The sequence below is a fragment of the Bradyrhizobium erythrophlei genome (assembly GCF_900142985.1).
Lineage (GTDB): Bacteria > Pseudomonadota > Alphaproteobacteria > Rhizobiales > Xanthobacteraceae > Bradyrhizobium > Bradyrhizobium erythrophlei_B.
This window is the reverse complement of record NZ_LT670849.1, coordinates 1,383,089-1,405,038: the sequence shown is the minus strand read 5'-3', so window position 1 is coordinate 1,405,038 and position 21,950 is coordinate 1,383,089. Positions and strand designations below refer to the sequence as shown.

Annotated in this window: 23 protein-coding genes; 14 read left to right on the top strand and 9 right to left on the bottom strand. The window is 63.6% G+C overall.

The genetic code is table 11. The features are described from left to right. Positions 1-138: 138 nt before the first annotated feature. Positions 139-951, top strand: a complete 813-nt coding sequence (locus BUA38_RS06520) for a L,D-transpeptidase (RefSeq protein WP_072817216.1) — start codon at positions 139-141, stop codon at positions 949-951. Positions 952-1,024: 73 nt separating this feature from the next. Here BUA38_RS06520 and BUA38_RS06515 read toward each other — a convergent pair whose 3' ends face one another. The 6 genes from BUA38_RS06515 to BUA38_RS06490 all read right to left on the bottom strand — a co-directional run bounded on the left by BUA38_RS06515 (position 1,025) and on the right by BUA38_RS06490 (position 7,183). Continuing rightward, positions 1,025-1,870 carry a DUF2076 domain-containing protein gene (locus tag BUA38_RS06515; protein WP_072817215.1) on the bottom strand — a complete coding sequence of 282 codons (846 nt, stop codon included), beginning with the start codon at positions 1,868-1,870 and terminating at the stop codon, positions 1,025-1,027. A gap of 196 nt (positions 1,871-2,066) precedes the next feature. Then, positions 2,067-2,897, bottom strand: a complete 831-nt coding sequence (locus BUA38_RS06510) for a ChbG/HpnK family deacetylase (RefSeq protein WP_072817214.1) — start codon at positions 2,895-2,897, stop codon at positions 2,067-2,069. After that, entirely contained in the window at positions 2,894-3,940 is a 1,047-nt protein-coding gene (locus tag BUA38_RS06505) for a glycosyltransferase family 2 protein (protein ID WP_072817213.1), read from the bottom strand. Before BUA38_RS06505 ends, BUA38_RS06510 begins: the two co-directional genes overlap by 4 nt. A gap of 118 nt (positions 3,941-4,058) precedes the next feature. Further along, a complete protein-coding gene (gene hisG / locus BUA38_RS06500) occupies positions 4,059-5,036 on the bottom strand; it encodes an ATP phosphoribosyltransferase (RefSeq protein WP_072817212.1) in 978 nt (325 codons plus the stop codon). Next, entirely contained in the window at positions 5,033-6,226 is a 1,194-nt protein-coding gene (locus BUA38_RS06495; RefSeq protein WP_072817211.1) for an ATP phosphoribosyltransferase regulatory subunit, read from the bottom strand. Before BUA38_RS06495 ends, hisG begins: the two co-directional genes overlap by 4 nt. Positions 6,227-6,409: 183 nt before the next feature. Continuing rightward, on the bottom strand, positions 6,410-7,183 hold the full coding sequence (locus tag BUA38_RS06490) for a 16S rRNA (uracil(1498)-N(3))-methyltransferase (protein WP_072817210.1): 774 nt from the start codon (positions 7,181-7,183) through the stop codon (positions 6,410-6,412). Positions 7,184-7,406: 223 nt separating this feature from the next. On the opposite strand from BUA38_RS06490, the gene BUA38_RS06485 reads away from it, so the two are divergent. After that, positions 7,407-8,102: a hypothetical protein gene (locus BUA38_RS06485; protein ID WP_072817209.1), complete on the top strand. Its 696-nt coding sequence runs from the start codon at positions 7,407-7,409 to the stop codon at positions 8,100-8,102. Positions 8,103-8,151: 49 nt separating this feature from the next. Beyond that, the gene (gene ubiA / locus BUA38_RS06480; protein WP_072817208.1) at positions 8,152-9,084 is read left to right on the top strand and encodes a 4-hydroxybenzoate octaprenyltransferase; all 933 of its coding nucleotides are present in this window, start codon (positions 8,152-8,154) and stop codon (positions 9,082-9,084) included. Between the two features lie 166 nt (positions 9,085-9,250). Here ubiA and BUA38_RS06475 read toward each other — a convergent pair whose 3' ends face one another. Next, positions 9,251-9,772, bottom strand: coding sequence for a DUF6101 family protein (locus BUA38_RS06475; protein ID WP_072825887.1), 522 nt, complete (start codon positions 9,770-9,772; stop codon positions 9,251-9,253). 309 nt (positions 9,773-10,081) lie between these two features. Here BUA38_RS06475 and BUA38_RS06470 point away from each other — a divergent pair, with 309 nt between their 5' ends. Genes BUA38_RS06470 through lpxK form a run of 6 tightly spaced genes read left to right on the top strand, consistent with a single transcriptional unit; the run spans position 10,082 to position 15,628 of the window. After that, the gene (locus BUA38_RS06470) at positions 10,082-11,482 is read left to right on the top strand and encodes a TldD/PmbA family protein (protein WP_072825886.1); all 1,401 of its coding nucleotides are present in this window, start codon (positions 10,082-10,084) and stop codon (positions 11,480-11,482) included. After that, the gene (locus BUA38_RS06465; RefSeq protein ID WP_072817207.1) at positions 11,469-12,290 is read left to right on the top strand and encodes a 3'(2'),5'-bisphosphate nucleotidase CysQ; all 822 of its coding nucleotides are present in this window, start codon (positions 11,469-11,471) and stop codon (positions 12,288-12,290) included. The genes BUA38_RS06470 and BUA38_RS06465 overlap by 14 nt, the downstream gene beginning before the upstream one ends. 60 nt (positions 12,291-12,350) lie before the next feature. After that, positions 12,351-12,599, top strand: a complete 249-nt coding sequence (locus BUA38_RS06460; RefSeq protein WP_072817206.1) for a DUF4170 domain-containing protein — start codon at positions 12,351-12,353, stop codon at positions 12,597-12,599. Further along, positions 12,596-13,306: a lysophospholipid acyltransferase family protein gene (locus tag BUA38_RS06455; protein ID WP_072817205.1), complete on the top strand. Its 711-nt coding sequence runs from the start codon at positions 12,596-12,598 to the stop codon at positions 13,304-13,306. The genes BUA38_RS06460 and BUA38_RS06455 overlap by 4 nt, the downstream gene beginning before the upstream one ends. Continuing rightward, positions 13,306-14,610 (top strand): 3-deoxy-D-manno-octulosonic acid transferase, encoded by a 1,305-nt coding sequence (locus tag BUA38_RS06450; protein WP_072817204.1) that lies wholly within the window; start codon positions 13,306-13,308, stop codon positions 14,608-14,610. The genes BUA38_RS06455 and BUA38_RS06450 overlap by 1 nt, the downstream gene beginning before the upstream one ends. Continuing rightward, entirely contained in the window at positions 14,603-15,628 is a 1,026-nt protein-coding gene (lpxK, locus tag BUA38_RS06445; RefSeq protein WP_072817203.1) for a tetraacyldisaccharide 4'-kinase, read from the top strand. The genes BUA38_RS06450 and lpxK overlap by 8 nt, the downstream gene beginning before the upstream one ends. Positions 15,629-15,713: 85 nt before the next feature. Here the strand turns inward: lpxK and BUA38_RS06440 are convergent, their stop codons facing one another. Beyond that, positions 15,714-15,935 carry a DUF2093 domain-containing protein gene (locus tag BUA38_RS06440; RefSeq protein WP_072817202.1) on the bottom strand — a complete coding sequence of 74 codons (222 nt, stop codon included), beginning with the start codon at positions 15,933-15,935 and terminating at the stop codon, positions 15,714-15,716. Positions 15,936-16,116: 181 nt separating this feature from the next. Between BUA38_RS06440 and BUA38_RS06435 the strand changes: the two genes are divergently transcribed. Next, positions 16,117-16,953, top strand: coding sequence for a dienelactone hydrolase family protein (locus BUA38_RS06435; protein WP_072817201.1), 837 nt, complete (start codon positions 16,117-16,119; stop codon positions 16,951-16,953). Between the two features lie 24 nt (positions 16,954-16,977). Here the strand turns inward: BUA38_RS06435 and xseA are convergent, their stop codons facing one another. Beyond that, entirely contained in the window at positions 16,978-18,582 is a 1,605-nt protein-coding gene (gene xseA / locus BUA38_RS06430; RefSeq protein ID WP_072817200.1) for an exodeoxyribonuclease VII large subunit, read from the bottom strand. A gap of 135 nt (positions 18,583-18,717) precedes the next feature. Between xseA and BUA38_RS06425 the strand changes: the two genes are divergently transcribed. From BUA38_RS06425 to purD, 4 genes are all read left to right on the top strand, one after another. Next, positions 18,718-19,719: an alpha/beta hydrolase gene (locus BUA38_RS06425; RefSeq protein WP_072817199.1), complete on the top strand. Its 1,002-nt coding sequence runs from the start codon at positions 18,718-18,720 to the stop codon at positions 19,717-19,719. Continuing rightward, entirely contained in the window at positions 19,716-20,276 is a 561-nt protein-coding gene (locus BUA38_RS06420) for a hypothetical protein (RefSeq protein ID WP_072817198.1), read from the top strand. Before BUA38_RS06425 ends, BUA38_RS06420 begins: the two co-directional genes overlap by 4 nt. A gap of 3 nt (positions 20,277-20,279) precedes the next feature. After that, positions 20,280-20,585, top strand: a complete 306-nt coding sequence (locus tag BUA38_RS06415) for a winged helix-turn-helix domain-containing protein (RefSeq protein ID WP_072817197.1) — start codon at positions 20,280-20,282, stop codon at positions 20,583-20,585. A gap of 81 nt (positions 20,586-20,666) precedes the next feature. Continuing rightward, entirely contained in the window at positions 20,667-21,950 is a 1,284-nt protein-coding gene (gene purD / locus BUA38_RS06410) for a phosphoribosylamine--glycine ligase (RefSeq protein WP_072817196.1), read from the top strand.

Genomic DNA, 21,950 nt, shown 5'->3' with positions numbered 1-21,950 from the left:
AAAACCGGGCCGATTTGACGACGTGGTGAATCGAAACGCCGATTCCGTTTACCAAACCGATGCGGTTTCGCTCTTAGCTGTTCGTGTGCAAAGGCGCCGCTCCGGCGCACCCACGACGAAAATAGTGTGAGTACGTCGATGAAGAAAATGTATTTCGCGCTGCTCGCCAGCGCCTGCTGGCTTGGCTCTGGAATTCCGCAAGCCGCCGCCAACGAAGCCGACTTCGTCACCGCGCCCGTCGCCCTTCACCCCGATCAGTCCGCGCCACCCGCTCCCGCGCCGGTGCGGATCGCCTCGGCCGATCGGCCCAACATGGGCGGCGGTTTCATCGAGTTCCTGTTCGGTGACGGGCAGGGGCAGGGTTATCAGCCGCACGACCAGGCTGATCGGCAAAGGCCGCTCTATCCGCAGCAGCAAATCTATCAGCAGCAACCGTATCAGTCGGGCTATCAGCCGCAGCAGACCATGCAGCAGCCGATGATGGGCGAACCCGCGCGCCCGGCCTTCGATCCGAGATTCGAGAAGCAGATGGTCGACTACAGCGGCAAGGAAAGCGCCGGCACCATCGTCGTCGATACGCCGAACAAATTCCTCTATCTGGTCGAGGGGAATGGCAAGGCGATGCGCTATGGCATCGGCGTCGGCCGTCCCGGCTTCACCTGGTCCGGCATCAAGACCATTTCAGCCAAGAAGGAATGGCCGGACTGGACGCCGCCCTCGGAGATGCTGGCGCGCCGGCCCGACCTGCCGCGGCATATGGAAGGCGGCCCGCAAAATCCGCTCGGTGCGCGCGCGATGTATCTCGGCTCCACGCTCTACCGCATCCACGGCTCCAACGAGCCCTGGACCATCGGCACCAACGTGTCGTCGGGTTGCATCCGGATGCGCAACGAGGACGTGATCGACCTCTACGGCCGCGTCAATGTCGGCACCCGGGTCGTTGTGATTTGAACGACAGATATCTGCAAAAATAAACGGCCGCCCAAACAGGCGGCCGTTGTTCGTTCATGAGCCTCGATCGATGTCAGGCGAAGTCGCTGTCGTCGTTGCCGCCAAAATCGTCGTTCGCGTCTGCTTCCATGTCGTCGCGTTCGTCAGCTGCGTGCAAATCGTCGTCCTCTCGATCCTGAGCGAGATCCTGGGCACGATCTTGCGCGGCGAGGTCGTTCGCGCCGACATTGTTGACGCCGGCATCACGTGCGAGATCGCTGCGGGATTGGTCGCTCCACGGGCTCCGATTGCCGCTGGCCGCGGTATCGCCGAAAGCCTGGTGACTGCCGCCCATCATCCCGCGGATGCTGTTGAGCAGAAGCGATCCGCCGACAGCGCCGGCGGCGGCCGCCGCTGCGGTTCCCAGAAATGAACCGCCGCCGCCTCCCATCATTCCACCGCCCATCATGCCGCCACCCATGGGACCACCACCCTGAGGGCCGCCATAGGACTGACCGTAGCCGCCTTGAGATTGGCCGTACCCGCCCTGGTCGTAATGTTGTCCACCCTGTTGCAGCACCTGACCGCTGTTCCAGACCGGACGGCTGCCGAGATCCGGCGGCCGTACATTTGGAACCGAACCGCCGCCCTGACCTTGCCCGAAGATGGCGCCGCGCATGGAATCAAGGAAGCCGCCGCTCTGGCGTTGCTGCTGCTGTGGGCCGTCGAGTTGATCTTCCAATTGCTGAATGCGGTCATTGGCGCGCCGAAGCGCCTCGTCCTGCACGAGCACCGTCTGCACCAGCGGATAGAGCGCATTGGGCGCAACCCGCAGGCCTTGCGCGATCGCGGCCGTCGCATCGGGATCACGCGGCGCGCTCTCCATCTTGGACAGCCGGTCGAAAAGATCGTCAACCAATTGGCGTTCTTGCGGTGTCATCAGGGATCTCCCTCGCTTTCCACAAAAGCGTTGCTGAAATGTAGGCGGCGTTCATGTCGCAGGTAGTATGGGCCGAGATTAAATTTAGGTAGGCAGCTGCCGACGCGGCGGGCTTGCATGCAAGCCCTTGATCGGGCCCCGAAATCCGCAAGTGCCCAATTGTCGCAGCCGCAAGACCGGTCTGAGTTTCGTGTCTTCAGCCAAGCGTCACGTCGTTGGCAGCCAGAAGAGGCAGGAACTGTTCGCCTTTGAGGAATTCATATTCGCGTTCGCGCTGGACCGTCAGCGGATCAAGACTGGTCAGCACGTCATCGACGAAGCCCGGATGACACATCACGAGGCCGCCTTCGGGCATTCCCTGAACGAACTGTCGCATCAGCGCGCCGAAGTCGGGCTGTTGCGTAAAGTCATATGCGCCGGCAAACGCCGGGTTGAAGGCAAGCCTGGCATGCGCGGCGCGCTTTCGGAACTGCGTGCTCAAAACGTCGAGCACGAGCGCTTTCGGTGAGCCGAGACGCTGGGCCCACGGCTGGTCGCGGCCGCATTGACGGATCCAGGCGTCGGGCGCGGCTTGCTTGACGGCCGCGACAAACGCCGTGCGCACGACTGGAAAGAGCTGTACATGTTGATGGCCGTCGACGAAATCGGGTGCGCGGCCGAACAGATCGGCAAAGACTGCGAGCTGCTCCATCACTTCAGTGTGGATGAGCTCCCCGTCCAATCGTCCCATCAGGCCACGGCGCAACAACGTGGTGTGCGGCAGAAACAACCCGCCTTCGACGGGCCTGAAGTGCATGGTCAGGGGACGAAACGGCGCCGTGAGGGTTACGTGCAGGCCGATCGCGCAACACGGATTGGCTTTCGCAGCTTCCTTGAGCGCATTCACCTCGTCGCGGCCGATGGCCGCACCCACCACCATCGCCGACGTGGCGTTGAGGCGGCGCTTCTCGATCAGATCGCGGATGGCGCGGTTGACGCCGGGGCTGATGCCGTAGTCGTCGGCGCACAACCAGATGCGCCTGTTCATTCGGCCGCGGTCCTTTCGCCTGCCTCGTTGTCGGCGCGCGCATCGGCGCGCTTGTCGGAATGTTCGGCGACGAAATAGATCGGCCGCGCCTTCAGCTCGGAGAGGATCTTGCCGATATACTCTCCGACAATCCCGATCATGATGAGTTGCACGCCGCCGATCGTCATCAACCCGACGACGAGCGAGGGATAGCCGGGGACCGATTTGCCGTCGATCATCGTTTCCCAGAGGATCGAGAGGCCGAACAGGAAGGCGGCGGATGCGAGCAACACGCCAAGCAAACTCGCAAAGCGAAGCGGTGCGACCGAGAACGAGGTGAGACCCTCGATCGAAAGCCCGACCAGCCGGCCGGGGCTGAACGTCGTCATGCCGTGCTCGCGCGCAGCCGGCTCGTAGTCGACGCGGATCTGGCGGAAGCCGATCCAGCTTGCGAGCCCCTTGAAGAAGCGGTTGCGCTCCGGCAGCTGCCGCAAGGCGGCGGCGGCGCGCGGCGACAGCAGGCGGAAGTCGCCGGCATCTTCCGGGATTTTCTGCCGGGCTCCCCAGTTGATCAGCGCGTAGAAGCCGCGCACCGACAGTCGCCGCAGGAACGATTCATTGTCGCGGTGGGCCTTGGCCGTGTAGACGACGTCATAGCCGTCCTCGATCCAGTGTCCGACCAGTTTTTCGACCAGATCCGGCGGATGCTGGCCGTCGCCGTCCATGAACAGCACGGCGCCGCGTTTGGCGTGATCGAGGCCGGCCATCAGCGCGGCTTCCTTGCCGAAATTGCGCGACAGCGACACGACCTGAACGTCGATACCGTCAGCCTTGAGACCGAGCGCGATCGAGAGGGTGGCGTCGGCGCTGCCATCGTCGACATAGACGACTTCGCTGGGCAGCCGGTATTTCGCCTTGAGCCGCCTCGCGAGCTCGCAAAGCCGCTGGTGCAGCGATGCAAGGCCGGCCGCTTCGTTGTACAGCGGCACAACGATCGACAGGCCCTGCGCCGCGGCGGTGGCCGTGGTCGTCGACAGGCTCGATACGTCGGTACCCAGCATCATCGATCAGCTTCCAGTCTCAGCATCGTCCGCTATCAACTTCGAAAATAAGCCCTGTGGCGCAACATATGGCAATTGCCGGGAAATGTCGCCACGTGCGGGAACCTGCGGCTTTTTGCTCTTAGGACCCGAGAAATGCCTGGAGCCTTGCAAACAGGGGATTTTCGCGGCCGAGCACGTAATCGAGCGACGCCACCGAAACCGTCTCTGCGCCGTGGTCGCGCAGGAAGCTGCCGAGCCCATAGAGCTGGGCGGGCGGGCAGTGCAGCGTCACCATGCCCGACGACGTCGGTCCGCCGAACGGCAATTCGACGCCGAAGCGTTTCTGCGCCTCGGCGAGCAGGGCGGCGTTGCAGCCGGTGAAACGGGTGCGGACTTCGCGAAATTTTCTGGCGCGGGCACGTGCCGCGATGTGGTCGAGGATCACGCGTCCGGTTTCCCGCGCTTCGCTCGACCAGTCGGCCTCGCGCGAGGCGACGAGGTTGGCCTGGCTGCGCAGGATCACGCCGTCGTCGAGCACCTTGAGCCCGTTGGCGGCAAGGGTCACGCCGGTCGTGGTGATGTCGACGATCATCTCCGCGGTGCCGACGGCCGGTGCGCCCTCGGTCGCGCCGGCGCTCTCGACGATACGGTAGTCGACGATTCCATGTGTGGCGAAGAAGGTGCGGGTGAGGTTGATGTATTTGGTCGCCACCCGCATGCGGCGGTTGTGCTGCTCGCGAAAGCCTGACGTGACGTCGTCGAGGTCGGCCATGGTCCGGACATCGATCCAGGCCTGCGGCACCGCCACCACGACATTGGCGCTGCCAAAGCCGAGGCTGTCGATCAGGAGCACGCGCCTGTCGGCATCGACGATGCTTTCGCGCACCAGATCCTCGCCGGTGACGCCCATGTGCACTGCGCCGCGCGCCAGCTGCGAGGCGATCTCGCTCGCCGACAGATAGGCAATCTCGACATTGTCGAGGCCCATGATGGTGCCGCGATACTCGCGCGCGCCGCGCGGCTTTGCCAGTGCGAGTCCGGCATGCGTGAAGAACGCCTCCGCCTGCTCCTGCAAGCGGCCTTTTGAGGGCACGGCGAGAACGAAGGGTGTGGTCACGACCGCCTCCCGGACTTGGCAGGCTCGGATTTGGCAGGCTCGGACTTGGCGGGTTGGCCGATCCTGGCGAGCGCCTCGACCCAAACCGAAAATCCAACCGCAGGAATCGGCGTGGTTGCCCCGAGCTGCGTCAGCAGGCCGTCATACCGGCCACCGGCAACCAGGGGTTCGATCCCGTTGCCTTTGGCGTGCAACTCGAATTCAAAGCCGGTGTAGTAATCGAGTCCGCGTCCGAATGCCGTCGAGAAACGCGTCTGCGCGACGTCGATGCCGCGCGTCGCCATAAAGCCGATCCGGCTTTCGAAGGCATCGATGGCTGCGCCAATGTCGAGTTTGGCGTCGGCTGCGAGCGCGCGCAATTGCTTGATTGCATCGCGCGGATCGCCGGAGACGGCGAGAAAACGTTTGATAATTCCGAGCGCGTCGCGCGGCAGCGCGCCGGCCTTCAGGGTTGATTGTTCGAGGAAGCGGTCGGCGATCTCCGCGACCGTGCGGCCGCCGACATTGGTCGCACCCGCAATCGACATCATGTCGGTGACGAGTGCCAGTGCCGCCTTGCGGTCGGAGCCCGCGAGAGCGGCCAGCACGCCTTCATATTCGTTGCGGGCCGTAGCGCTAGAGACCGTCAGGCGTTCGATATCCTGTTCGAGGCTGATCTTGCGGTTGAAGTCCTTGATCAGCCGCCGGCGCCATACCGGATAGAGATTGAGCGCGTCGAGCAGCGCCGTGAAAAGGGCAACATCGCCGGTCCGAATCTCGACATCCTTGACGCCAAAGGCGCGCGTGGCTTCGAGCGCCAGCGCCAGCATCTCGGCATCCGCCGCCGGCCGGTCGAGCCGGCCAAACGACTCGATGCCCGCTTGCAGGAATTCGCTTCGTGCGCCGTCGCGATAGCGGAACACCGGTCCAAGATAGCTGAAGCCTGCGGCCTGTCCGGCCTCGCCGGAGGCGAGGTATTGGCGCGCCACCGGAATGGTCAGGTCGGGGCGAAGGCAAAGCTCCTCACCGGTCGCATCGGTCGTGAGGTACAGGCTCTTTCGGATGTCCTCTCCGGAGAGATCGAGAAAGGGCTCGGCCGGCTGCAGGATCGGGGGCTCGGCCAGGGCGTAGCCGGCCTTGGCGAACGACAATAGCAGGGTATCCGCCCACGCGGCGGACCCGGTCGCACGAAGAGGCGCGGTTGCAGTCATCTTGCAGTCCAAATCCCCCGAAGAGCGGGTTCGTTACACCGATATACAAATAAGTCTTTGACTCAATTGCATTTTACTGAGCGGGCGGTCCTCGGCCAATTAGGCCTGTCCATGCGAGATGGCGCCGGCCGCAGCCCTTTAGCATGGCGTGCCAACGGTTTCGACCGGGATCGGCCAAATGACTTAACGATTGGCCTCCCGGTCCGCCGCCGGGTCGCTGCCCCAGTCGCCGAGCGCTGCCTGCACCAGCGCGAGCGCCGCGACGCCTGCGGTATCGGCCCGCAGGATGCGGGGCCCGAGCGAAAGCCTTAAGGTGTGTGGCTGGCGCTGCAGGATGGCGCGCTCCTCCTCGGCAAAGCCGCCTTCAGGCCCGATCAGGACGTCGATTCCTGAAGCCGCTTTTTCGCCCGACAGGAGTTGCAACGGGTCTGCGACGTCGGTCGCTTCATCGCAAAAAACCAGAAGGCGCCCGGCCTTGCGCTGGCCGAGGAAGCGGTCTAGGGCAACCGGCCCTGCGACCTCAGCGATGCCGAGAATGCCGCATTGCTCGGCGGCCTCGATGACATTGGCGCGCATCCGTTCGGTATTGACGCGCGTCACTTGCGTAAATCGCGTGAACACGGGTTGCAGCTTTGAAGCCCCCATTTCCACGGCCTTCTGGACCATGTAATCGAGCCGGGCGTGCTTGAGTGGGGCAAAAATATAAGCGAGATCCGGCAAGCGATCCTGCGACCGGGTCTGCGTTGTAATTTCCAGACTGTCGGGCCGCTTGCGGCCCGAGATCGCGGCCTGCCATTCGCCGTCCCGCCCGTTGAAGACGAGAACGCTGTCGCCGGCTGCAAGCCTCAGCACGTTGCCGAGATAGTTACTCTGGTCGCGCTCGAGCGTGACCGTAATGCCGCTTTCGAGCGCTGTGTCCACGAACAGGCGGGGTCTGCGAAAGTCGTGCGAAGGCATTATGGGTCTGGAGTCCCGATTTCGAAGTTCGTACTCTTACGCGGCCGGCGTTTTAGCCCAAAGAATTAAGAAATTGCGCGATTATTGGCGGTCTGGGGCGACGTCGCGCCGCGCTCTTGCCCAATTCCACGGGTTGTTAACCCTTGGCAGCAATCGTAAAATACCGGCCTGGAGTCGCTCTCCCGTCGGAAACAAGCTTGCAGGCCCTGAAGGAACAGCTTTGATGATCCGCCGATTGATCGCGCCATTTCTGGTGGCCGTTGTCACGTTCTACGCCGGACAGACTTGGGCGCAAGGCGCGTTTCCCGCGCCGCTGCCTGGCAAGGCCGGAACGGCGAACGATCCGGCTTTCCCGCCCGTGAATGGGGCCGCGCCGCCGCCGGGCGCCTTCGGCAATGCACCCCCGCCCCCAGGGGCATTCGGCAATGCGCCTGGGCCAGCTTCATTCCCGGGACAGGCGCCGATGGCGAGTTCGCCCTTCGCAGCACCTCCCACGCAAGGTGGTGGCGACGATTGCATGAAGAATTTCCTGCCGTTGCGCCAGGAAGCGGAGAAGCGCGGCCATCTCCTGAAAGTTGCGGGTGAGCGACGCGCCACCCCGGACGAGGCCTGCAAGCTGATCACCAGTTTCATCCAGGCCGAAGTCAAAATGATCAAATATGTCGAGGTGAACTCAGCGAGATGCGGAATCCCGCCGCAGATCGGCGAGCAGCTCAAGAAGGGCCACGTCGGCTCCGAGGGGATGCAGAAGAGAATCTGCGGCGCAGCCGAACAGATGAAGAATGCGCCGCAGGGTCCGGCAGGTCCGAGCTTGAGCGAGGTTCTCGGCTCCGCTGCGACGCTTCCTGAAGCGGCGGCTGCCAAGAAGAGCGGCGGCACCACGTTCGACACGTTGAGCGGCAACGCGCTGACGCGATGATCGGGGTTTCCGGTCCGCGCCAGACTTTGGCTGCAAAGGCCGGCTTCCCATGAGCGAGCTTGCGGCGCGCGTAGCGGACGCGATCGGCAACTGGGTCGACACCCGCGCGCCGGTCTGGTCGCGGCCTTACCTCAGGCTTGCGCGGCTCGATCGTCCGATCGGTTCGTGGCTGCTTTTGCTGCCGTGCTGGTGGTCGGCCGCGCTTGCCTCGGCGCTTGCTCGCGATGTCAGCCGCTTGCCGATCATCCTTGGCTTGTTCTTCGTCGGCGCCTTCGCGATGCGCGGCGCCGGATGCACCTGGAACGACATCACCGATCGCGATCTCGACGCCAAGGTCGAACGCACGCGATCGCGCCCAATACCGGCCGGGCAGGTCGGGGTGGGGCAGGCGCTGGCCTTTCTGGTTGCGCAGGCCCTGATCGGTCTTGTGGTGCTGCTCCAGTTCAACCGTTTTGCGATCATCGCGGGCATCGCGTCGCTTGGGATCGTGGCGGTGTATCCGTTCATGAAACGCATCACATGGTGGCCGCAGGTCGTGCTTGGGCTGGCCTTTTCGTGGGGCGCGCTGATGGGCTTTGCGGTCGTCCAGGGACGGATTGGTTTGCCCGGGCTCCTTCTCTATGCCGGCTCGATCGCCTGGGTGATCGGTTATGACACGATCTATGCCCATCAGGACGCCGAAGATGACGCGTTGATCGGCGTCAAATCCACCGCGCTCCTGTTCGGCGCGCAGACGCATCGGGCGCTTGTCGTGTTTTATAGTCTTGCGGTGATCCTGATCGGCGCGGCGCTCGCGCTGTCAGGGGTGGGCGTATGGGCCTGGATTGGACTGACCGCGTTCGCCGTTCATCTTGGCTGGCAGATCGCGCGGCTTAACATCGACGATCCCGCGCTTTGTCTGCGTGTCTTCAAGTCCAACCGCGACGCCGGGTTATTGCTGTTTGCTGGATTGGTAATAGACGCGCTAGTGGTCCGATTCTAACATTCGCATCCCCGTTGAGCTGGCGCTTTTGCGAATGTTAGAATCAAAGGACCACTAGAGAATATATTTCCAGTGGAGTTTTGGATTTGACATTCGCTTTGCCAGTTCGCGGCCAGGTGGGTAGCGAATGTCAAATCCACTCCACTGATCCGGGCGGCCTGAGGCTCTAGTTCCTTGCAATGATCTCGCGTTCGCCACGGTGGACATCGGCGCCGTCCAGTGCGCCACCGCCGCGACGCCGCACCAAGAACTTCGGACGCCGCGCCCAGACCGCGTTGCGTCGCCGCCGCCGTGGCGCCGGCTCACGCGTTTCTTCCGCAAGCTGCGGCAACGCGAAGATATCGCTCCAGGTTTGCCAGGCCGCGGCGATCTCGTCGTGGTCGGAGCTCACGCAAAGCGGAATGTTCAGCGACGGGTCGCGATGCAGGAGCACCAGCATCTGGGCGTCGTCGCCGTCGCGCAGCGCAATGCCGCGGAAATCGCTGACCCGAAGGTTGATCGCCATCCGCATGCCGTGGATTGCCCGCCGCAGCACGACGCGCTCGCGGTGAAGTTCGACATGGCGCACGCCGTTGTCGGCGCGAACGTCATGCGCATCGAAGCTGATGGGTAGAGAAAGAGGGTCGAGCCGCAAGCCGCGGCTCGACCCGGCGGGATTGATCCCGCTTGTTGCTGTTTGACGCCTCACGGCTTCAGTCTCCCCGCCGGAATTATGTTCCCGGTCGATGCGTGAGAGCATGCCAGAGCGCTGTCCGCATTGGCTTAAAAAGGCTGGTTAATCCGCCGTCACCGCCCTTGCTTCGGTCGACATGATTGACAACACCTTGGCTCGCATGATTGACGAGACCTTGCGCGATTGCTGAAATTGCTGTCTTTTGGCTGCGTGAAAGCGCTTGAATTCCAAGTGAATCAGGCACATTTCATGCAGTTCGTAGCCTGCTTTCGCTTCTCACGCGAAAGCACGCAGCCCCTCCGTAAATCTGCGGGAATTTTGTTCGTGAACTCTTCACCATCGAGTGCATCTTCGCTTTCGGCTGACGCGGCGACCGCCCGGCTGTTCGACCAATCCACGCTGACGACGCTGGCGCAGCGGCTGGTCGAGGCGGCCAAGCGCGCGGGCGCCGACGCGGCGGATGCGGTTGCCGTGCGCGGCATTTCGCAAGGGGTCGAAGTCCGCGACGGCCGTGTCGAGGAATCCGAGCGTTCGGAAGGCGACGATGTCGGCTTGCGCGTGCTCGTCGGCAAGCGTCAGGCGGTGGTCTCGACCAACGACGTCGGCGGCGATGGGGTGGAGCGGCTTGCGGAGCGCGCGGTGGCGATGGCGCGCGTGGCGCCCGATGACCAGTTTGTCGGCCTTGCCGACCCCTCGCTGCTGGCGCGCGATTTCCCCGACCTCGATCTGCTCGATCCCAAAGTTCCGACGACCGCCGAACTCGAACGCCGCGCGTGCGAGGCCGAAGCTGCGGCGCTCGCCGTCAACGGCGTTGCCAAATCGGGCGGCGCGTCGGCATCGGCCGGAATTGGCGGCATGGTGCTCGTGACCAGCACCGGCTTTCACGGCGCCTATTTGCGTTCGAGCCAGGGTATTTCGACGACGGCGATCTCCGGCGAGGGGACCTCGATGGAGCGCGACTACGATTTCACGTCGGCGCCGCATGCCGAAGATCTCGCTTCGCCGGAAAGCGTCGGCCGCAGCGCCGGCGAGCGGACGGTCGCCCGCGCCAATCCGCGCAAGGTCGAGACCTGCAAGGTACCTGTCGTGTTCGATCCGCGTGTGTCGGGCTCTCTGGTCGGTCATCTGGTCGGAGCCATCAACGGCGCATCGATCGCGCGCAAGACCTCTTTTTTGAAGGATCGCCTCGGCGAACAGCTCTTCGCCAGCAACATCCGCATCATCGATGATCCGTTGCGGCGTCGAGGCTTGCGCTCGCAGCCCTTCGATGCCGAGGGGGTCAGCGTCAAGAAGATCGCGCTCATCGATCAGGGGGTTCTGACCACCTGGCTTCTGGATTGCGCGACCGCGCGCGAACTCAAGCTTACCACCACCGGCCACGCGCATCGCGGCGTGTCGTCCTCGCCGTCGCCGGGGTCGTATAATCTGCACCTGGAGGCCGGCGAGCCGACGCCCGAGGAACTCATCTCCGATATCCGCCAGGGCTTTTATGTCACCGACCTGATCGGCTCGGGCGTCAATGGCGTGACCGGCGACTATAGCCGTGGCGCATCCGGATTCTGGATCGAGAACGGCAAGATCACCTATCCCGTGAGCGAGGTGACCATCGCCGGTCACCTTCTCGATATCTTCAAATCGCTGGTAGCAGCCAACGATCTTTCATTTCGCTACGGCGTCAACGCGCCGACGCTACGGGTCGAGGGATTGACGCTTGGCGGACGGTGATGCCGCACACGATGTGCATCCGGGAATTCTTGCGCGCGACGCCGCCCTTCTGACCGACACGGTGCGGGAGGCAGGCGCCCTCGCGCTTTCCCTGTTCCGTACCGAATTGAAGAACTGGATCAAGGGCGCGTCGTCGCCGGTGTCGGAAGCCGATATCGCGGTCAACGAACTGATTGCCCAAAAACTTCGATCCTCAACGCCGGACTATGGCTGGCTGTCCGAGGAAAGCGCCGACGACGAAGCGCGTCTCGGCAGCAAGCTCGTATGGATCGTCGATCCGATCGACGGCACGCGCGCCTATCTCGCCGGCCGTGAAGACTGGTGCGTCAGCGTCGCGCTGGTCGAAAATGCGCAGCCGGTGCTGGCTGCGGTATTTGCGCCGGCCAGCAACGAGTTCTTTTTTGCGGAGCGCGGGCGCGGATCGCAGCTCAATGGGACCGCAATCCATGCGACGTCCGGCACCGCGCTGGATTTTCCCCGCATTGCGGGCCCGAAGCCGCTGGTCGAGCGGCTCAATCGCAACGCTGGCGAAATTTCGCTTCATCCGCGCATCGGGTCACTCGCGCTTCGCCTCTGCCGTGTAGCAGACGGCAAGCTTGACGCCGCTTTTGCGGGCGGTCAAAGCCGGGACTGGGACCTTGCGGCGGCCAATTTGATCGTGCAGGAAGCGAATGGTAGCATGACTGCGTTGTCGGGGGACACCATTCTGTACAATCGCCGCGAGGTGACGCACGGAGTTTTGGTGGCTGCGGGGCGCGATCGTCATGCAAGCATTGTCGAGCAATTTCGAAGCAGTCCCTTGCCGTGAACATGTCCCGATGTTTCTCGAAAGGCTTGCACAGCGGGCGCAGCTTTAGGAAGAAAGACCATGCCAGATAGTGCCCCACAACAGTTGTTGCATCTCGTCCTCGGCGGCGAACTGAACGACCTTGAGCACAATACGTTCAAGGATCTTTCGCAGGTGGAAATCGTCGGGCTATATCCCAACTACGCGACCGCCTACGCAGCCTGGAGGGCAAAGGCGCAACTGACGGTGGACAACGCCCAGATGAGGTACTTCATCGTCCATCTCCATCGGCTGCTTGATCCCGATCAAGACACGAAGCCTGCCCGTTGAAGAAACAGATTCGCGATCTGCTGCGCAGCAGCTGGCTTCAGCGCGCGGTGGGTTCGCTCGCGGCCGGATTCCTGCGGCTGGTCTGGCGCACCAGCCGCTTCAGCTTCGATCCGTCCGATGTCTATGAGATCGTCGAGCCGCAGATGCCGGCCATTTTCGCCTTCTGGCATGGCCAGCACTTCATGACCGCTTTCGTCAAGACCAAGGAAAGCCAGCGCGTCAAGGTTTTGATTTCGCGGCATCGCGACGGCGAATACAACGCCATTGCTGCCGAGCGGCTCGGGATCGGCACCATCCGCGGCTCCGGCGACCATGGCTCGGCGTTTCATCGCAAGGGCGGCGTCGGTGCGTTCAAGGAGATGGTACGCGCGCTCGAACAGGGCTATAACGTTGCGCTGACCGCCGATGTGCCGAAGCGTTCGCGAATTGCGGGGCTTGGCATCATCATGCTGGCGCGCGAATCCGGACGGCCGATCATGCCGTTCGCGATGGTGACCAGCCGCTACTGGCGTTTGAAGAACTGGGACCGGACCACGATCAATCTGCCGTTCAGCCGGGGGGCGTTGGTGGGAGGCGAAATAATCATGGTTCCACCCGACGCCACGCCCGAGGTCATGGAAGCGTTGCGCGTGCGGCTGGAGGCCTCGCTGAATAACGCCACGGTGCGCGCCTACGCGCAAGTCGGCCGTCCCGATGGGGCCCCTTGATGGCTAACGCCCTGCCGATGACATTGCGGGTCTACCGGCGGTTATCCTCGGTCGCAGTCCCGCTTGCGCCGGCGCTGATCAAACGGCGGTTGAAGCAGGGCAAGGAAGATCCGGAGCGCGTCGCCGAGCGGCGGGGCGTGAGCGGCGATCCTCGGCCGCAAGGACCGCTGGTGTGGATTCACGGCGCGAGCGTCGGCGAGGTGCTGGCGGCTGCCGCGCTGATCGAAAAGCTTCGCGCGCTCGATATCCGCATCCTCCTGACCTCCGGCACTGTCACCTCGGCGGCCATCGTCGCCAAGCGCTTTCCCCCCGACATCATTCATCAATACGTTCCATACGACTCGCCGCGCTATGTCGCGCGCTTTCTCGATCACTGGCGGCCGAGCCTGGCGCTGTTCATCGAATCCGACCTGTGGCCGAACCTCATTCTGTCGAGCGCCGGCAGGCGCCTGCCGATGGTCTTGATCAACGGACGGATGTCGCATCGCTCGTTTCCACGCTGGCGGCGCGTCAGCAACACGATTTCGGCCCTGCTCAGCCAGTTCGAAGTTTGCCTGGCACAGTCCCGCATCGACGCGGAGCGCTTTACCACGCTCGGTGCGCGCAATGTCGTCGTCACGGGCAATCTCAAGCTCGACGTTCCGGCGCCTCCCGCCGACTTCACCAAGCTGGAACGGCTGATGTCGGTGACGCGTGGCCGGCCGATCATCGTGGCCGCGTCGACGCATCCGGGAGAAGAAGAAATTCTGCTCGAAGCGCACCGCGCGCTGGCCGGACCGTTTCCGTCGCTCCTGACCGTCATCGTGCCGCGGCACCCCGGCCGCGGCGAGGCGGTCGCGCAGATGATCGAAGCGTCAGGCCTGCACGCCAGTCTGCGTTCGCGCGATGAACTGCCGATCGCTGCCACCGATATCTACGTCGCCGACACCATGGGCGAACTGGGACTGTTCTACCGCCTCTCGCCGGTCGTTTTCATGGGCGGATCGCTGATCGAACATGGCGGACAGAATCCAATCGAAGCCGTCAAGCTCGGCGCATCGGTCGTTCACGGGCCTCACATCTTCAATTTCGCCGACGTTTACGAGGCGCTCGATGGCGCGGGCGGCGCGCGGCTTGCGGCAACGCGCGAGGCGCTGGTGAAGCAGCTCGGCCAGTTGCTCGCCGATCCCGGCGCGCGCGGTCGTGTGCTCGGCGCTGCCGAACGCGTGGTGTCGCAGCTTGGCGGCGCGCTCGACCGGACGCTTGCGGCACTCGAGCCCTATATCTTGCAGTTGCGCCTCGAAATGGGGGCGGCCGATGCATGAGCCGGCCTTTTGGTACCGGCCATCATCGGGGATGTCGTTGCTGCTGTCGCCGCTCGCCGCCATCTATGGCGCGATCGCAGCGCGGCGAATGCGGCGCAAGGGTTTTGACGCCGGCATCCCCGTCTTCTGCGTCGGCAACTATCACGTGGGAGGAGCCGGCAAGACGCCGACGGTGCTAGCGCTCGTGAAGTTGTTGCGCGATCTCGGCGAGACGCCGGTCGTGCTCAGCCGCGGCTATGGCGGGCGGTTGCGCGGACCGGTCATGGTCGGGCCGGATCGGCATCTTGCGGCTGATGTTGGCGACGAACCGCTGATGCTGGCGCAAACGGTGCCGGTCGCGGTGGCGCGTGAGCGCCTCGACGGGCTGGCGCTTGCCAAGTCCCAGGGCGCAACCGTGATCGTGATGGACGATGGTTTTCAGAATCCGGCGATCGCCAAGGACGCCTCGCTGATCGTGATCGATGGCCATCGCGGGCTTGGCAATGCCTGCGTTTTTCCCGCAGGTCCGTTGCGGGCGCCGCTGCCGCCGCAAATCGATCGCAGCGACGCGCTCATTGTCGTCGGCGAGGGAAAAGCGGCTGAAGCGGTCGCTGCCGCGATCGCGGCGCAGGACAAGCCGGTTCTGACCGCGCAAATCAAGGCCGACGAAGCCACACTGTCGTCGCTGCGCGGCCAGCGGGTGTTGGCTTTTGCCGGCATCGGCGACCCCGATCGCTTTTTCCGAACGCTAGCTGGCAACGGCGTCGAGGTGATACGCCAACGCGCCTTTGCCGATCATCATCCCTTTACGCAAAGCGAAATCGAAGCGCTGCTGTCGGAGGCCAAAAGTGAGGCTCTGATACCCGTGACGACCGAAAAAGATCTGGCGCGGCTCGGCGTCGGCGGAGAACTGCCGCCATGGGCGCAAGGCATCGTGGCCTTTCCGGTGAAGCTGGAGTTCGACAGCGCGCTCAAACTGCGGCGGTTCGTCGCCGACCGGTTGCTTCGCGCGCGGGACGGGAAATTTCGGAAACGCTAGTGGAGCAGATTTGACATTCGCGACAAGCCCGGCCGCAAATTCGGAAGGCGAACGTCAAAGGGATGCGAATGTTGGAATCCGGCCACTAGCGTTTCAGCGCGCTGGGAAAATGCCGCTGGAGCACGGCGGTCGGTTGCGCATAGGCTTCCTGCAAATCGACGCTCCAATACTTCAATTCGTCGAGCGGTATCCGCACGTCGGTCACGGCGCAGCGCACGTAGGTTCCCGGCGAGATCACGCGGAAATCGCCATCCAGATATTGCAGTTGCGCCTCGCCGTGGCCCGGCGGACCGGATTTATTGAGCACCTGAAAGCTCTCCGAAAATTTCTGTCTGTTTCCAGATGAGGATTATCATAGATAAGTGCGCGTGTCCGCCCGTCAAACCCACCGATTTGTGATGAATCGGCGGCTGAGCGCGTGTTAGCTTTTTGCCGTGTCAGCGGAAACGGGAAGCGAAAGTCAGGAACCATTCCGGTCCGGCAAAGCCATGCGTCTTCCATCGCTAGTTATCGCACTCACGCTCCTGGCCGCGATTTTGCCGGCACGCGCGGCTTCGCTGCCACCGCCGCAAGCCGTCGAGATTCCGTCCGGGACGACGACGCTGCACGCCCAGCTTTTCAAGCCGGAAGGCAACGGCCCGTTTCCGGTCGTGATCGCGTTGCATGGGTGTGGCGGGCTGGGCGGCCATTCCGAGCCGGTCCAGGTTCGCTATCGCGACTGGGCCGAAGAGTTGCTCAAGGATGGGAAAGCCGTCCTGTTTCCCGATAGCTATGGCTCGCGCGAGCTCGGCCCGCAATGTCGCGTCAGGGAACGCCGCGTCACCGCGCGCCGCGAGCGGGTCACCGATATTCTGGCGGCGCGGCAATGGCTGATACAGCAGTCCTGGGCGGCGCGCGACCGCATCAGCCTGATGGGCTGGGCCAATGGCGCGAGCGCGCTGTTGTGGGCGGTTCGTCCGCAACTATTGCTGCATCGCGCCGAGCCGGATTTCCGCTCGGCTGTCGCCTTCTATCCTGACTGCCGCCTGTCGTCGGGACTCGGCTGGAGCGCGCGCGTTCCGACGCTGGTGCTGATCGGCGCCAAAGATGACGTCAGTTCGCCACCGGCCTGCCGTCAGATGGTGGAGGGCGCTCACGGCCGCAGTGCGCTGACGCGCATCGTGGTCTATCCGAGCGCCTATCACGACTTCGATCGGCCTAATCTGCCCGTTCAGGCGATCGGTCCGAATCCGGACGCTGCCGATCCGGAAAAGGGTCATGTCGGCACTGATGCGGAAGCGCGTGCCGATTCGCAAAAGCGCGTCGCCGAGTGGCTGGCGCGGTAGCTGCGCATCGCCGGCCTTGCAAATCTAGAACAGGTTGCCCTGATCGACCGGTTTGGCCGTACGCTTGGGCGCGGCGGGCTTCGTCTCTCGCGCCGCAGGCTTCGGCTCGGCGACGGCTTCGCCGGCATCTGCGGTGACCCCGACCTGCCCATCTGAAAATTCGAGGCTCATCCGCTCGCCCGGCGCGATATCGGCCCGCGCATGCAAGGGATGGCCGGCTTCATCGCGCACCAGCGCAAAGCCCCGCGCCAGCACGCCGCGATACGACAGGGCGTTGAGCAATTGTCCGCTATGGGCCACCCTTGCCGAAAGCCGCTGCGTCGAGGTCGCCAGCGCGCGGCGGGCGCGCTCGGCCAGCCGAAGCACGCGTTCGCGGTCGCGTGCGATCGCCTGGCGCTGAGCTTCGGCGTTCGAAAGCTTCGAGGCCTTCAGCCGCACCGCAAGGCTTGCGAAACGATCTTTGCGGTTTCGCAGCAGGGTTCTCGTGGCAATCGTGATCCGCTCACCCGATGTCGTGAGGCGTTGTCGCGCATGCGCGAGCTGCCCACGCAGCACCCGCATCGTCAGCCGTCCGCTGAGGCTGGCAAAGTGCCGGAAATGGGCGTGGGTGTTGGCTTTCAACGCGCGGGGCAGCGCGAAGGCAGCGCCGTCCAGCCGTTGACGGGGAATGCCGAGCAACTCGCTTAAGGAGGGCAACGCGCGGGCCGCGGCGCGCAGCTCGTTGCGGCGCATCTCCTGACCGCGCTGCCAGCACAGCATCGACCGCCGTGCGAGCGAGGCCACTTCAAGCAGTAGTTCACTGCGAACCGGAACGGCCATCTCGGCCGCAGCCGTCGGCGTCGGTGCGCGCTTGTCGGCGGCGAAATCGATCAGCGTGATGTCGGTCTCGTGGCCGACCGCCGAAATCAGCGGGATCATGCTGTCGGCCGCGGCACGGACCACGATCTCTTCATTGAACGACCAGAGATCTTCCAGCGAACCACCGCCGCGCGCCACGATCAGCAGATCGGGCCGCGGAATCCTGCCGCCCTCCGGCAAGGCGTTGAAACCGCGAATCGCATTGGCGACCTGTTCGGCCGAGCCGTCACCCTGCACGCGCACCGGCCAAACCAATACGCGGCGGGGGAAGCGGTCTTCGAGCCGGTGCAGGATATCGCGGATCACGGCGCCGGTCGGCGAGGTGACCACGCCGATCACCTCCGGGAGCCAGGGCAACAGCTGCTTGCGCGCTTCGTCGAACAGGCCTTCGGCGGCAAGCTTCCTCTTTCGCTCCTCCATCAGCGCCATCAGCGCGCCGATCCCGGCAGGCTCGAGCGCCTCGATGACGATCTGGTATTTGGAGGAGCCCGGATAGGTCGTGAGCTTGCCGGTGGCGATGACCTCAAGCCCTTCCTGCGGCTTGAAGCGCATCCGATAATGGACGCCTTTCCAGATCACCGCCTCGATCTTGGCGCCGTCATCCTTCAGCGCGAAATAGCAATGGCCGGACGCATGGGCGCCGCGGAAGCCTGTGATTTCGCCGCGCACCCGGACATGGCCATAGGCGTCCTCCACCGTCCGCCGCAGCGCGGACGATAGTTCGGTCACCGTGAATTCGGGTGCGTTGAGCAGGGCCTCGGTCGCAGGCATTTCGGACTACTGATTCGGGAAATTCGGGTTCATTCGAAGTTAGGGATTTTCGTCGCCGACCGCCAATAAGGGGCTTGCTTATTAGATTACTCTGTAATATAGAGTTATCTATACTCGATCAAAAAGGAGCAGATCATGTCGAAATGGATCATTCGCTTTCCCTTGAACGTCTTGAGCTGGGCCATCGGCCTTGTCGGCATCGCTGCGCTGACGTTGACGGCCATGATCGCAGCTCCTTTGGAGCGCCTGCCTGAGCTGACCTCGATCTCGCAGACCGTGCGCGCGGTCGACCGCAGCGCGATGCCACCGCTGTCGCGGTTCTCCGCTCGCGACGGCACCGAGCTCGCTTTTCGCCATTACCCGGCGCGGGGCCCCTCGACCGGCCAGATCGCGATTCTCGTGCACGGCTCTGCCGGCTCGAGCGTCGCCGTCCACGCGCTGGCCGACGCGCTCGCCGCGCGCGGGGTGGAGACGTACGCGCCCGATATTCGCGGCCATGGTGGTTCCGGCAGCCGCGGCGACGTTGGCTTCATCGGCCAGCTCGAAGACGACATGGCAGACTTCGTCGCAGTGGTACGCAAGACGTCGCCGAACGAGCCCCTGACGCTGCTTGGCCACTCTTCCGGTGGAGGCTTTGCGCTACGGGTCGCGGGGTCGCAGATCCAGGACCTGTTTGCGCGCACTGTGCTGCTCGCGCCTTATCTCGGCTATGACGCGCCCTCTACCCGCGCTGATTCCGGCGGTTGGGCGAAGGCCGACATTCCGCGTTTCCTTGCGCTGGTGGCTCTGCAGAGGCTCGGGATCGACTGCTGCGGATCCTTGCCGACGCTGGCCTTCGCGGTGCCGGCAAACTCGGAACGCAACGTCAATCGGGCCTATTCGTATCGCCTGATGCGCAATTTCGCGACGCGCAGCTATCAGCATGATCTCGCCGGCGCGCGCCATCCGATCACGCTGATTTCAGGCGCCGCGGACGAACTGATGCTGCCCGGCAACTATGCCGACGCGGTGCATGCGGTCGCGCCGTCCGTCGAGGTCAGGCTGATTGACGGCGTCGATCACATGGGCATTGTCTGTAACGCGCAAGGGGTCGCAGCGGTCGCCGATTACGTCGCCAGCACACGGACAGGATCATGACCGGCATCGGTCCACAGGAAGCCGTAGAGGCGCTGAACGATATTGAACATATCGTTCAGCGCGTTCGACAGTCTCGCATCTACGACATCTCAAGCCAGATCATGATCGCGGCGGGAGTCCTCGTGGTGGCGGGCAATCTCGCGAACTTCGTTGTGCCGCGCTACGCCGGTTTCATCTGGGTTGCCGTCAACGTGCTGACCGTTGCGAGCGCGGCTGCGCTCTCAACCACGGGCGCAAAAATGCCCGGCGTGCAGACATTCGATTTCCGGGTGCTTGGCGCGTTCATGCTGTTTTATGGCTTCGGCATCCTGAGCACCGTTGTGCTTGGCCATTTCGGGCCACGTGAGCTTGGCGCGTTTTGGTCGATCTACTTCATGCTGTTCTACTGCCTCGCGGGGCTTTGGTTCGGCCGCGCTTTCACCGCCATGGGTCTTGCCATCATCGTGCTGACGCTGATCGGCTATTTCTTCGTCGAGGGCGCCGCGTTTCTGTTGTGGATGGCGGCCGTCAATGGTGGTGGGCTGATCCTGTCCGGTCTGTGGATGCGCAGGATCTGATCGATGGCCGAACTCGACGACATCATTCACCAGCCGCTGCGCTTGCGGATCATGGCGGCGCTGAATGCGCTGCCGGCAGGCGAGGGGCTTGAGTTTTCCCGTTTGAAAAAAATGACCGGCGCGACCGATGGCAATCTCGGCGCGCATATCGAAACGCTAGCCAAATCCGGCTATGTCGGTGTCGAAAAGGCCTTTGTCGGCAAGAGGCCGCAGACGACGGTGACTGCGACTGCGGCCGGCCGTAGCGCCTTTGCCCGCCATGTCGCCTCGCTCCAGCAGATCATCGCCGCCTCCGGGGGAAACGGTTAGTTCTGATCTTTAGCCCCTTGCAGGTATGAGGAGTTTTATGCGACCGACAGTGAGATCGCGCTGGGACCGATTGGCGTTCTCATGAATATTCTTTTGCTGGGCTCCGGTGGCCGCGAACATGCTCTCGCCTGGAAGATTGCGGCTTCCCCCCTGGTGACCAAACTGTGGTGCGCGCCCGGCAATGCCGGTATCGCCCGTGAAGCCGAATGCGTCGCGCTCGACGTCGCCGACCATGCGGCGGTCATCGCGTTTTGCCAACGCAACGAGGTCGATCTCGTCGTGGTCGGGCCGGAAACGCCGCTGGCTGCCGGCATCGTCGACGATCTCACACGCGCCGGCATCAAGGCGTTCGGACCGACCAAGCAGGCGGCACGGCTTGAGGGCTCGAAAGGTTTTACCAAGGATCTCTGCACCGAGTTCAACATTCCGACCGGCGCCTATCGTTGTTTCGATAATGCCGCCGATGCGCTTGTCTATGTCCGCCAGCAAGGCGCGCCGATCGTCGTCAAGGCGGACGGGCTTGCGGCAGGCAAGGGCGTCGTGGTGGCGATGACGCTTGGCGAGGCGGAAGCCGCTGTCGCCATGATGTTCGAGGGCGCGTTCGGCGCGGCCGGCGCCGAGGTCGTAATCGAGGAATATCTGACGGGGCGCGAGATCAGCTTCTTTGCGCTGTGCGACGGCGAGACCGCGATCCCGCTCGCGTCCGCGCAAGATCACAAGCGCGTCTTCGACAACGATCAGGGGCCGAATACCGGCGGCATGGGCGCCTATTCGCCGACGCCTTTCGTGACGCCGGAGATTCACGAGGCCATCATGGCTGATATCATCGGGCCTACGGTTGCCGGCATGAAGAAACGCGGCACGCCGTTCCGCGGCGTGCTCTATGCCGGCGTGATGCTGACAGCTACGGGTCCGAAACTGTTCGAATACAACGTCCGCTTCGGCGATCCCGAATGCCAGGTGCTGATGCTGCGGATGATGTCCGACATCATTCCGGCGATGCTTGCGGCGTGCGACGGTGAGCTCAAGCATTTCGATCTGCGCTGGTATCCGGAACCGGCGTTGACGGTCGTGTTGGCCGCGAACGGATATCCCGGCGACTATGCCAAGGGAACCCGCATCGACGGGCTGGACGAAGCGGCGCAAATCGAGGGCGTTGAAATCTTCCAGGCTGGCACGATGGCAAACGACGGCGTCATCCTCGCCAATGGCGGCCGCGTGCTCAACGTCTGTGCTTCGGGCAAGACTGTTGTCGAGGCGCGGCAACGCGCGTATGCCGCAATCGATCGGATCAAATGGCCGGACGGCTTTTGCCGGCACGATATCGGCTGGCAGGCGGTGGAGCAGGAACAGGCGCAGAAGTAA